General features: G+C 37.9%; 11 protein-coding genes. All 11 read left to right on the top strand.

The window, feature by feature from the left end; genetic code table 11:
* The first annotated feature begins 1 nt into the window (after position 1).
* The 11 genes from MHB42_RS16500 (at position 2) to MHB42_RS16450 (ending at position 12,184) form a co-directional block, all read left to right on the top strand.
* A complete protein-coding gene (locus MHB42_RS16500; protein ID WP_340807507.1) occupies positions 2-1,618 on the top strand; it encodes an ABC transporter substrate-binding protein in 1,617 nt (538 codons plus the stop codon).
* Positions 1,619-1,842: 224 nt separating this feature from the next.
* Positions 1,843-2,847, top strand: a complete 1,005-nt coding sequence (locus MHB42_RS16495) for an ABC transporter permease (RefSeq protein ID WP_340808623.1) — start codon at positions 1,843-1,845, stop codon at positions 2,845-2,847.
* Positions 2,848-2,859: 12 nt separating this feature from the next.
* Positions 2,860-3,756 (top strand): nickel transporter permease, encoded by an 897-nt coding sequence (nikC, locus tag MHB42_RS16490; RefSeq protein ID WP_340807506.1) that lies wholly within the window; start codon positions 2,860-2,862, stop codon positions 3,754-3,756.
* A 272-nt stretch (positions 3,757-4,028) separates the two neighbouring features.
* Positions 4,029-4,646, top strand: a complete 618-nt coding sequence (locus MHB42_RS16485; protein WP_340807505.1) for a TerD family protein — start codon at positions 4,029-4,031, stop codon at positions 4,644-4,646.
* Between the two features lie 27 nt (positions 4,647-4,673).
* A complete protein-coding gene (locus MHB42_RS16480; protein WP_340807503.1) occupies positions 4,674-5,255 on the top strand; it encodes a TerD family protein in 582 nt (193 codons plus the stop codon).
* 34 nt (positions 5,256-5,289) lie between these two features.
* Positions 5,290-5,865: a TerD family protein gene (locus MHB42_RS16475; protein ID WP_340807502.1), complete on the top strand. Its 576-nt coding sequence runs from the start codon at positions 5,290-5,292 to the stop codon at positions 5,863-5,865.
* 176 nt (positions 5,866-6,041) lie between these two features.
* Entirely contained in the window at positions 6,042-7,235 is a 1,194-nt protein-coding gene (locus MHB42_RS16470; RefSeq protein WP_340807500.1) for an HpcH/HpaI aldolase/citrate lyase family protein, read from the top strand.
* Positions 7,216-8,571, top strand: coding sequence for a phosphoribosyltransferase family protein (locus tag MHB42_RS16465; RefSeq protein WP_340807498.1), 1,356 nt, complete (start codon positions 7,216-7,218; stop codon positions 8,569-8,571). The genes MHB42_RS16470 and MHB42_RS16465 overlap by 20 nt, the downstream gene beginning before the upstream one ends.
* On the top strand, positions 8,568-9,656 hold the full coding sequence (locus MHB42_RS16460; RefSeq protein WP_340807496.1) for a cysteine protease StiP family protein: 1,089 nt from the start codon (positions 8,568-8,570) through the stop codon (positions 9,654-9,656). Before MHB42_RS16465 ends, MHB42_RS16460 begins: the two co-directional genes overlap by 4 nt.
* A gap of 12 nt (positions 9,657-9,668) precedes the next feature.
* Positions 9,669-10,481: an HAD family hydrolase gene (locus MHB42_RS16455; protein WP_340807495.1), complete on the top strand. Its 813-nt coding sequence runs from the start codon at positions 9,669-9,671 to the stop codon at positions 10,479-10,481.
* Between the two features lie 71 nt (positions 10,482-10,552).
* Positions 10,553-12,184, top strand: a complete 1,632-nt coding sequence (locus MHB42_RS16450; RefSeq protein WP_340807493.1) for a YceG family protein — start codon at positions 10,553-10,555, stop codon at positions 12,182-12,184.
* Positions 12,185-12,190 lie beyond the last annotated feature (6 nt).

Genomic DNA, 12,190 nt, shown 5'->3' with positions numbered 1-12,190 from the left:
AATGAAGAACAAGAAGTTTTTAACTTTAGGCGTTATGCTGCTCCTTATTCTTTCCACAGTCTTAGCTGCATGCGGTGGCTCAGAGAGTGGAGATTCAGGCAGCAAGGATAGCTCGTCTGGTGGCGATTCAGCTAGCAGCGGTGGAGAAAAGACATTAGTATATGGTCGCGGAGGTGACTCTGTAGCACTAGATCCTGCCGTTGTAACAGATGGTGAATCGTTCTCGATTACAGGCAATATCTATGAAACATTAGTAAGCTTTGGTAAAGAGGATATGACAATCAACCCTGGTTTAGCAGAATCATGGGAGCCATCAGAGGATGGGCTAACTTATACATTTAAGCTAAAAGAAGGCGTGAAGTTCCATGATGGCACAGATTTCAATGCTGAAGCTGTTGTAAAGAACGTTGAACGCTGGAAATCAAGCACTGATAAATTCCCATACTTTAGCTCTCAATTTACAGTTGGTGGAGAGCAAATTATTGAATCTGTAACGGCTGAAGATGATTATACAGTTGTCTTCAAGCTAAGCCAGCCGCAAGCACCTTTCTTAAAAAATATTGCAATGTCTCCATTTGCGATTGCTTCTCCAAAAGCATTTGAAGCAGATGACGAAGGTTTATCAACAAATCCTGTAGGAACAGGTCCATTTAAGTTTGTAAGCTGGGTGCGTAATGATGCGATCACAATTGAGAAAAACCCAGATTACCATATTGAGGGCTTACCAAAATTAGATAAAGTTATTTATCGTTCAATTCCAGAAAACTCAGCACGCTTAAATGAATTAGTAGCAGGTAATATTGATGTTGCTGATGGTATTAATCCGTCTGATAGAGCAACAATTGAAGGCGATGCAAATTTACAATTAATCGAACGTCCTTCTATGAATATTGGTTATCTTGGTTTAACAGTGACACGCCCTCCATTTGATAATGTTAAGGTTCGTCAAGCAGTAAACTATGCAATTGATAAACAAGCAATTGTTGATGCATTTTATGAAGGGCTAGCAGAGCCTGCGAAAAACCCAATGCCACCAGTAATTGCTGGCTATAACGATGAAGTTACAGGCTATGAGTATGATCCAGAAAAGGCGAAAGCATTACTTGCTGAAGCGGGCTATGATGGTAAGGAAATTGAGCTATGGGCAATGCCTGTGCCACGTCCATATATGCCAGATGGTCGTAAAATTGCAGAGGCCATTCAAAAGAACTTAGAAGATGTTGGTATCAAGTCTGAGATTGTATCATTTGAATGGGCTACTTATTTAGAAAAAGCACAGAATGGTGAAGCTGATGCATTCTTACTTGGCTGGACAGGCGATAACGGAGATGCAGATAACTTCCTATACACATTATTAGATGCAGATAATATTGGTTCAAACAACTATACATTCTATGATAATCCAGAGCTACACAAAATTTTAGTAGCTGCTCAAACAGAAATTGATGAGGACAAGCGTAATGAGCTTTATAAGCAAGCTCAAGTTATCATCTCTGAAGACGCACCATGGGTTCCACTTGCTCACTCAACACCAATCTTAGGTGCTAGTGCGAAGGTTATTAACTATAGTGCACACCCTAAAGGCTCAGATCGTTTAGTAGAGGTAGATATACAATAGTTTTACATTAATTTATGAGTGAAAATTGAAAGAATCTGCTTGCTTTTCTGCGGGTAAGCCGTAGAAATCTTGCAGATTCTTTTCAAGTATCCGTATTTTTCAAAGAATTTCTGTATGAAAGAACGATCATTTAACCATGAAAACCGTTTGGTGAAGGCTCAACCTTTCAACAGTAGATGAAAGACTTCAAAGTATATTATGAAAATAATAGAGAGGTGACAACAATGCTTCACTATATGGGAAGACGTTTACTACAATTAATCCCAGTTTTGCTTGGAATGACTTTTATCGTCTTTATGTTGATCCGTGCTATTCCTGGAAATCCAGCACAAGTAATTTTAGGACAACAGGCAACGAAAGAGGCGGTCGAGGCATTAAACGCAAGTTTAGGATTAGATAAGCCTTGGTATACACAATATTTTAGTTATTTAGCAGGTATTTTTCAGGGGGATTTAGGCGTATCTTTACGAACAAGGCTGCCTGTAGCAGAAGAAATTTTTCCTTATTTAGCTGCTACAGCAGAGCTTGCACTATTTGCTATGATTATTGCCATTATTATTGGCGTGAATGCAGGGATTATTTCTGCATGGTTCCAAAATTCTTGGTTTGATTATACAGCGATGATTATTGCTTTAATCGGTGTATCGGTGCCAGTATTTTGGCTAGGTTTAATGGAGCAGTGGGTATTTGGAAATCAGCTTGGCTGGTTCCCAACCTCTGGACGAGAGGATGTTCGAAATCCGATCAATTCGATAACCCATTTTTATTTACTGGATACCCTTATACAAGGGCGCTTTGACCAATTTTTTGAAGTATTAAAAAGGCTTATCTTGCCAGGAATGGCGCTTGCAACAATTCCAATGGCGATTATTGCGAGAATTACAAGGTCTTCAATGCTAGAAGTAATGCGCTCTGATTATGTTCGAACAGCACGCGCAAAAGGACAAAAAATGTTTATTGTTGTTTATAAACACGCACTAAAAAATGCAGTAATTCCAGTATTAACGATTATCGGTTTGCAAACGGGATTGCTGCTAGGTGGCGCTATTTTAACAGAAACTATTTTTAGTTGGCCGGGAATTGGCCGCTATATTTATGACGCGATTGGCTTCAGGGATTATCCTGTTATTCAATCAGGTATTCTTGTCGTTGCATTTATTTTCATCATGATTAACTTAATCGTGGATTTACTTTATACAGTGATTGATCCGCGCATTAAATACAAATAGAAGGGAGTTGCAATGATGACTGGAGCAATGGATGTAAAAAAGGAAACAGCGCCAAGTCGTGAGCGTGTGGCAGGCCCATGGCTAGAAGGGTGGCGTAGCTTCAAAAAAAGCAAAATCTCTCTATTAGGTGCAGGGATTGTTATATTTTTTATTTTACTTGCTATATTTGGCCCATTAATTGCACCGCAAGGTATTAATGAGCAAGATTTAACTAAACGCTTATTGGCACCATCTAAAGAGCATTGGTTTGGTACAGATGATTTTGGACGAGATATTTTCTCCAGAGTTATCCATGGTGCACGAATATCGCTATGGGTAGGATTTTTTGCAGTTATTTTATCTGTTGTTATAGGTAGCTTACTTGGAATTATCGCGGGTTATTATGGTAAGTGGGCAGATACAATTATTTCACGTATCTTTGATATTATGCTTGCCTTCCCTAGTATTTTATTAGCAATTGCAGTAGTAGCGGTGCTAGGCCCATCATTGCAAAATGCATTAATTGCAATAGCGATTATTAATATCCCAAACTTTGGGCGACTCATTCGCTCTAAAGTATTAAGTGTAAAAGAAGAAGAATATATTGTTGCAGCTAAAGCAATCGGTATGCGCGATTCAAGGATTTTATTTTCACATATTTTGCCGAATTCCATCACACCGATTATTGTACAGGGCACACTTGCTATTGCAACAGCGATTATTGAAGCAGCGGCACTTGGCTTCCTTGGGCTAGGCGCTCAGGCACCAGCACCAGAGTGGGGGAAAATGCTAGCAGATGCTCGCCAGTTTTTATTAAATGCTCCGTGGACAATGATTTTCCCAGGCTTGGCAATTATGCTGACAGTTCTAGGCTTTAACCTAATGGGTGATGGACTACGTGATGCGCTTGATCCAAAGATGAAAAGCTAGTATACAACCAATAGCCTTCTACAAGTTAGAAGGTTTTTTTACGATAAAGATAAAGGAACACTTTTCAAGAGAAAACGTCTTATAAAAATAGTGAAAACCTTTTCGGAGCCATTTATTGAATTTTATGTAACATTATTTTAGACTTAATATAATGTTGATAAAACCATTATCTTTTTATAGTTCGAAAATTAAAAAAGGTTCGACATTACTAGTAGATTATTTCTGTACATATAATCTTTCAGTTGATAACACATAATTTAGGAGGGATTTAATTGGGGATTAATTTACAAAAAGGACAGCGTGTCGATTTAACAAAAGGAAATGCAGGGTTAAATAAAATCAAGGTAGGCTTAGGCTGGGACCCTGTTAGCCAAGAAAAAAGCGGTGGCTTCTTAGGCGGTTTATTTTCTAATAGAAATAGTGGCAGCAGTAGAAACATTGACTGTGATGCCTCTGTATTAATGCTACAAAATGATAAGATTTTAGCTGGTGATGATGTTATCTATTTTGGTAAGCTAAAAAGTAATTGTGGCTCTGTTCAGCATTCAGGCGATAATTTGACAGGGGATGGCGATGGTGATGATGAAGTAATTACAATTGAGCTATCGTCTGTGCCAGCACAATATAATAAGCTTGCGTTTGTTGTAAATATATATGACGCAGCAGGACGCAATCAACATTTTGGCATGATTCAAAATGCATATATTCGCGTATATGATGACAGAACTGGCAATGAATTAATTCGCTATAATTTAACAGATAACTATTCGAACTTAACGACGTTAATCTGTGGTGAAATTTACCGTCATAATAATGATTGGAAATTTGCAGCAGTTGGTACAGGCACAAATGATATGAAGCTTGGCGACGTTGTTCGAAGATATCAATAAATAAAATTACTAGGAGGAATAAAGATAATGGCTATTTCATTACAAAAAGGGCAAAAGGTAGATTTAACAAAAACAAATCCAGGGTTAACAAATGTAATTGTAGGTTTAGGTTGGGATACAAATAAATATGATGGCGGAAATGATTTTGATTTAGACTCATCTGTATTTTTACTTGCAGATACAGGTAAAGTAGCAGATCAAAATGACTTTATTTTCTACAATAATACAGTAGGCGGCAACGGTTCAGTAGAACACTCAGGTGACAATTTAACAGGTGTAGGAGAAGGCGATGATGAAGTTGTAAAGGTTGCATTATCACAAGTACCTGCGCATGTTCAACGATTAGCATTTACGGTAACAATTCATGATGCAGAAACACGCAATCAAAACTTTGGTATGGTTTCAAATGCCTACATTCGTATTGTGAATGCTTCCTCCAATGAAGAATTAATTCGCTACGACTTAGGTGAAGATTTCAGTATTGAAACAGCGATCGTTGTAGGTGAATTATACCGTCATAATGGAGAATGGAAATTTAATGCAATTGGTGCTGGCTACCAAGGTGGCTTAGCTGCTTTATGTAATGATTATGGCTTAAGTGTAAACTAAAATTTCATCTTTGACATAGAAAGGGAGATTTTGAATGGCTATACAATTAAGTAAAGGGCAACGTATTGATTTAACAAAGCAGGATCCAAGCCTCAATAGTGTTGGAATTGGCTTAGGCTGGGATGTTAAGCAATTTGATGGCGGACAAGACTTTGACCTTGATGCCTCTGTGTTTTTACTAGATGCATCAGGCAAATGTCGTAATGAGCAAGATTTTATCTTCTATAATAATTTATCAAGCGCTGACCAATCTGTTGTACATACGGGTGATAACCGTACAGGAGAAGGCGATGGGGACGATGAAAAAATTCTTGTCAACTTAAAGCAAGTATCTCCTCAAATTGAAAAAATTGTTGTAACAGTTACAATCTATGATGCAGAGGGTCGTCATCAAAACTTTGGACAAGTGCTAAATGCTTATGTTCGTCTGACAAATGAGGAGTCAGGAGCAGAGGTATTACGCTATGATTTAGGTGAAGATTTTAGCATTGAAACAGCCGTTGTATTTTGTGAGCTGTACCGTCATAATGGCGAATGGAAATTTGCAGCAGTAGGCTCAGGCTATCAAGGTGGGCTAGGGGCATTGGTTAATGCATACGGTCTGCAATAACTATTACATGACATAGTTTTTAGGATTTTAATTGCTGCATTCTTATTGATATTTGTTGTATACAAAATAAATAAGAAAACAGCAGTGTAAACAAGGCACTGTATTGGTCTGTGGAAAAACAGACTGATACAGTGCTTTTTTCAAAGAAGGCATACTACCACTGAGGAGAGGGTTTAATGCAACATTTTGCAACAGACACCAAGGCAATTTTTTATAAGAAACCGCAGCCATTTACGAAATGGGAAACATCTGATATTTTGGCGTATGCCTTAGGGGCAACATTGTATATGCCTGCTTCCAAGCCAAATATTGTGAGCTTAATCCAATCTCAAAAATATAAAGAGCTAACTTCGCTTGTCATTGATTTAGAGGACGCTGTAGGAGATGCAGAATTGCAAGCTTGTGAAGCAAAGCTAATTGATGATATTAGTGAATTATATACACTCTATAGCGATCAACAGCTATTGCCACAAAACTTACCATTAATTTTTATACGGGTGCGTCATCCAGAGCAATTAAGGCATTTAACAACGACATTAGGTAAAAAGCAAGAAATACTAACAGGCTATGTGTTTCCAAAATTTACAGCCACGGAGGGAGCACGTTATTTTGAGCTGCTAGAACAAACAATTTTAGAACATAATGTAACTTTATACGGTATGCCCATTTTAGAAAGCCGTGAAATATTATATAAAGAATCTCGCCTGGCTGCATTATTAGCGATTAAAGCTATTTTGCAGCAATACCAGACGCGTGTCTTAAATGTGCGTATAGGTGCAACGGATTTCTGCGGGATATATGGGATTCGTCGAAGAATAGATTCGACCATTTATGATATTAGTGTTATTCGAGATTGTATTGCCGATATTGTTAATATTTTAGGACGTGAGGAGGACGGATTTATTATATCTGGACCTGTGTGGGAATATTTTAGTCATCCACGCGTTTTAAAGCCTGCGTTAAGAGTGACACCGTTTAGTGAGAAGGGAGCGCTCAATACTCGAAAAGCATTGCTCGATGAATGCTTAGATGGCTTAATAAAGGAAGTGTTAATGGATAAACAAAATGGCATTATGGGGAAAACGATTATTCATCCTAGTCATATTCGAGTTGTCCATGCACTTTATGCCATTTCATATGAGGAGTATTTAGATGCACTAAGTATTGTTGAAAATAATGATGGTCATAAAGGTGTGATGAAAAGTCATTATGCCAATAAAATGAATGAATTTAAACCACATATGAGATGGGCAAAGCGAATTTTACAACAGGCACATGTCTATGGTGTTTATCATGAAACTGTTGATTTTGCCTCATTATTATTAAATTCTGAAATAGGTGGTAGTATGTATGCAACAACTAATGAGTAGGCTTAATATTTTACCAAATTATACAATCGATATTGCAATCAGCCATAATCCTTATAATTTTGCTCTTACAGATTTATTTAAAATGGCAGCTCGTATCAATAAAAAAAGACAATTTTTATTTGTTAGTACCGTTCTTGGTAAGCATCTAGCTGTCCGTCCACAGGTGCCGTTATTAACAGGTAGTCTGTTAGCTCTTATGTATCATCAGCATCTTACAGGTCAACAAGCAGATGCTACACCAAACGTTGTGGCAGCTTTAAAAGAAGGCACGAGGCTGGAAAATAGAATGGATGGTTATGTAAAGCTAGATGAAACAACATTATTTATTGGCTTTGCTGAAACAGCGACTGCGCTAGGGCATGCCGTATTTAATACATTCCAATCAAATGCTATATATATTCATACAACACGTGAGGTGCTGCCTGATTTGGAGCCATTTGTAACATTTGAGGAAGAGCATTCACATGCGACAAGCCACCGAATCTATACAGAGCAGCCTGAAGCTTTTATGCAGGCACAGCGTATTGTGCTCATTGATGATGAGCTTACGACTGGCAACACGGTCATTAATATTATTGATACGTTACGCAAGAAATTCCCTTCCGTCAAGCACTATGCCGTGCTAGCTATTTTAGATTGGCGGTCTGAGCAGCAGCAAATGGTCTTTCAGCAATTAGAGCAGCAATGGGGCATTACGATTGATTTTCTAGCAATTATGTGTGGGCATTTTAGCTGCAATGGCACACCATCTTTAACAAAAAGGCAGCCTGAAATAGCAACAGATATGGCGCAAGAGATAACATTGTTACCTATTCAGCAAACTATGGAGCAGAAGCTTTATCGTTCGATTGCTGAAAATGGTCTTGTGAATCAGCAACCTTATCTAGCAGCTACAGGAAGGTTTATGCTAACATCAGAGCAGCATTTTCAACAAAAGGAAGCTTTGCAGGCAATTGGTCAGCAATTAACAAGCTTGCGAACAGGTGGCCCAGCACTTGTTATTGGAACAGGTGAGTTTATGTATATTCCTATGCAAATAGCCACCTACTTAGGTGAGGATGTTTATGTTCAATCAACAACACGTAGTCCAATTTATTGTACAGGTGAAGATAGCTATACAATTACAGAAAAACTAGCCTTTGATAGTCTGGAAAATAACGGTGTAACGAATTATTTATACAATGTGCAAAGTCAGCCATATTCGGAACTTTTCGTGATGGTGGAACGTATAGCAAAGAAAGAGGTTGTGGCGCAAGCAGTAGCAGCATTGCAAGCAGTCAGCACTGCAAAGATTTATGTAATTTGTATGCATGAGTGGGAGGTAGTAGCACAATGATATCAACTTTACAGCCAGATCAAATGGGCAGCTATGCACAAGAGGATGTTGTTTTTTTATTGCGTGATATTGGTCATCGACTACTTGAGCTAGAGAATGATCGACGAGAGCAACTTATTCAATCAGGCACACATTATTCTGAAATGCTACCAGTGGAAGTGCAGCCATCAGCCACATATATGAATCTTTTTTACAAAGCGCTAGATGCTTATGCAGCAAGAATAGCGCTAGCTGTTGGTGTAGTGGCAGAGCAAATTGTGCAAAGCAGAGGATTAGAAAATTTAGTGCTTGTAAGCTTAGCAAGAGCAGGTACACCGATTGGAATTTTAATAAAACGCTATATTGAAAAGCGCTATCAGGTGCAGATACCTCATTATTCTATTTCGATTTTGCGTGGTCGTGGTTTTGATACAGTAGCGATTCGTTATATATTAGCAAAGCATCCTTTAGGCTATCTTCAATTTATTGATGGCTGGACAGGTAAAGGTGCTATTACCAATGAATTACAACAATCTTGCAAAAAATTTAATGCCCTATATAACACACAGCTAAATGCTGATTTAGCTGTCTTAGCTGACCCTGGACATTGTGCGTCCATCTATGGTACGCGTGAGGATTTTCTCATTCCATCGGCATGTTTAAATTCAACGGTATCTGGATTAGTGAGCAGAACAGTATTAAATTTGCAGTTTATGGATAAGGATGATTTTCATGGTGCAAAATACTATAAGGAATTAGAGGCTGTAGATGTTTCAAATTTATATATAGAGCGTATTGTAGCCTGCTTTGAGGCAGTACAGGAAAACATTACATTACCACCACCCTTACCAATTACATGGGAGGGCATGCAATCGGTTGAAAGAATTCAACAAGATTTCGATATTGAAAATATTCATTTTATTAAGCCTGGTGTTGGAGAAACGACAAGAGTTTTACTGCGACGCATACCTTGGAAAATTTTAATTAATCCGCAGCATACGGTTGAACTGGAACATATTTTATTATTAGCACAGGAAAAAAATGTAGCCATTGAAGAATATACAAATATGTCTTATGCATGCTGTGGCTTAATCAAAGAATTATAGAGGAGTCCAATTATGATACTATTTACATCAGATTTAGATCGAACATTGATTTATTCTCAACGCATGCTGGAAATGTTTCCACCAGCAACAGCACCTGTTATTGTTGAACATAAGGGGAATGAAGCGAAGAGTAGGATGACCGATGCCACGGTCCCCCTATTACAGCAAGTACATCAGCAAACATTATTTGTACCAGTGACAACAAGAGCATTGCATCAATATAAGAGAATTCATTTTATTGCCGAGCTATGTCCTGCCTTTGCTATTACAAGTAATGGGGGTACAATATTAGAAAAGGGTCAGCCGAGTGAAAAATGGGCTGCATTGTTAGCACAGCGTATTGAGGATTCTTCCATACCGCGTGAGGATATGTTAAAGCATTTCGATGCGGTAAAATCCGATATTTGGCTGCAGCGTTCATTGTATATTGATAATCTTTTCTATGTACATCATGTAGATATTGATGTTTTTCAGCAGGATGAACTACAAGCAATGATTCAAGAGTTTGATGCATATGGTTGGTCTGTGCTACTGCAAGGGACAAAATTATATATAATGCCAAAGGTGCTGACAAAGGAAGCGGCAATAGAATATATCAAACAATTTTGTACATATGATATGCATATAGCAGCGGGCGATTCAATGATGGATTATGGAATGCTAGCAATGGCTGATGTAGCATTTACGCCATATCATGGTGATTTAAAGGATAAGCAGCCAGCTGTACTAGCAAATACAACGTATTCCACATATACTGGTGAAGCATTTACAAAGAATTTACTAGAAACCGTGTTACAACTAGCAGTAAAACAAACGATTGTATAGATCATTAAAAAACAGCTGCTTAATAGCACAAGAACGATGTGAAGGATGATTTTTGAGGAGGTGGCGTTTGTATGCAAGCAATCACAATTAAACCAGTGTTGGAGCGTCATCCTGATGATTGGCTGCAGGCATTTCAAGATTCACCAAAGAATCGTGCATTTTATGAGGAAACAGCTCAGCAAATAAGCTTTAGCCGAATTGCTGTGCGCGTTTTAGGTGTACCTATCGAAGAAGATGACTATTTTAATTCATTATTTAATTTATCACAAAACGAGCATATCCATATTTTAAGTGAAGAATTAAATAAATATATTGAGCAAAAAGACTTTCAGGCTATCCAAGCGATTTTAGCGCAACATCAGCAAGCACCTAAAGGGCTGTCAATTAATCGTTTAGTTGCGATGATGTATGGCTATCAGTTAATTCCTAAGCATGATGATAGTACCATGAATCGACATTTACAGCTAGCAACCATTAAAGTTGTGGAGCTTTTTCAACAGCAGCAGGCATTGGGGCTACTTGCCAATGAATTTCGCCGCTTTTTAATTGATATGGTGAAATGGCTGAAAAACCATTGGATTCAATGGACAAAATCAATGAAGCCAACAGATGACTTTCCTAAAGTGGTTTGGTATGGTGAAACGACCATTAGTCAACGTTATTTTTTATTATTATTAATGGAGCTTGGATGTGATGTGTTAATTTTCCATCCAGCGAAAATAGATGAATTTGCAGAAATTGATGCAACAGATACATTTTCGATTACATACTCATATGCAAATCACACAACGTTACAGCCATTCCCTGATAAGCTGCGTGATCGGCAAGCAACTGTTGGCTATCGTTCTAGTCAGCATTTTGAACAATTGATGCACGATCAGCAATCAGGTGTTTATAAGCCTTGGCAATTTAAAGATTTTATGCCACGTTCATTGACATTAAGAATGACCTATGATGATATTTTTATCTATGCAAAGGAAAAGGCACTTGTTCGTCCACAATTTGAAGTGATAGGGAATGAAGTTGTGATTCCTGTTATCTTTGCAAAGGTTAGTGGCGTTTCAAGTCAACGTGAAGAATACTGGTATTATATGCATCAGCTACTAGCGAATCCACAAACTGTTTTTATCAAGGAATTTCCATATACAAAAACAAGCAAAGCCAATTACCATTTTCATTATCAACACTGCTTAGTAAATGGTGAGCTATCGATAGAGCGTATTATGCAAAGTGATTGGTGGCAGTATGATGAGTTAACATTGGAGTTACAGCGTGCCATTGCCCATACAATCAAAACTTCGTGTGAACAGCCGATGCTCAAGCAAGAGCCAAATGAAACATTGTATCATTTACAGCTATTTATCTTTAAACAATTAACGATGATTCCACAGGAGATCTTGCGCCTACTGCAAGGCTTTGACTACGCACAGGAAGTACCTAAACTTGTCTTATACCAAGCACCGCAACAGCCAGCCTTGTCACGTGAGGATATTGTATTACTAGCATTTTTAAATCGTTTCGGTGTGGATATTATTTTTTATAATCCAACAGGCAAGCTTGATTTAGAAAAGCATTTACAGGAGGATTGCTACGATATACATCGACTAGAGCATATGCTATTTGATCTGCAATATGAAGAGCCAAAGCAAGATAAAAATGCACCTGATACTATTATTAAAAAGCTCTTTAATCGATTTTTTTAATAGATA

This window comes from Lysinibacillus sp. FSL K6-0232 (assembly GCF_038008325.1).
In the GTDB taxonomy this organism is placed as follows: Bacteria; Bacillota; Bacilli; order Bacillales_A; family Planococcaceae; genus Lysinibacillus.
This window is presented reverse-complemented; position numbering and strand designations above follow the sequence as displayed.

Coding starts and splice junctions, on each gene's coding strand:
- MHB42_RS16500 (WP_340807507.1), top strand. CDS start 2: ATGAAGAACAAGAAGTTTTTAACTTTAGGCGTTATGCTGCTCCTTATT.
- MHB42_RS16455 (WP_340807495.1), top strand. CDS start 9,669: ATGATACTATTTACATCAGATTTAGATCGAACATTGATTTATTCTCAA.
- MHB42_RS16450 (WP_340807493.1), top strand. CDS start 10,553: ATGCAAGCAATCACAATTAAACCAGTGTTGGAGCGTCATCCTGATGAT.
- MHB42_RS16495 (WP_340808623.1), top strand. CDS start 1,843: ATGCTTCACTATATGGGAAGACGTTTACTACAATTAATCCCAGTTTTG.
- MHB42_RS16480 (WP_340807503.1), top strand. CDS start 4,674: ATGGCTATTTCATTACAAAAAGGGCAAAAGGTAGATTTAACAAAAACA.
- MHB42_RS16465 (WP_340807498.1), top strand. CDS start 7,216: ATGCAACAACTAATGAGTAGGCTTAATATTTTACCAAATTATACAATC.
- MHB42_RS16470 (WP_340807500.1), top strand. CDS start 6,042: ATGCAACATTTTGCAACAGACACCAAGGCAATTTTTTATAAGAAACCG.
- nikC (WP_340807506.1), top strand. CDS start 2,860: ATGATGACTGGAGCAATGGATGTAAAAAAGGAAACAGCGCCAAGTCGT.
- MHB42_RS16460 (WP_340807496.1), top strand. CDS start 8,568: ATGATATCAACTTTACAGCCAGATCAAATGGGCAGCTATGCACAAGAG.
- MHB42_RS16475 (WP_340807502.1), top strand. CDS start 5,290: ATGGCTATACAATTAAGTAAAGGGCAACGTATTGATTTAACAAAGCAG.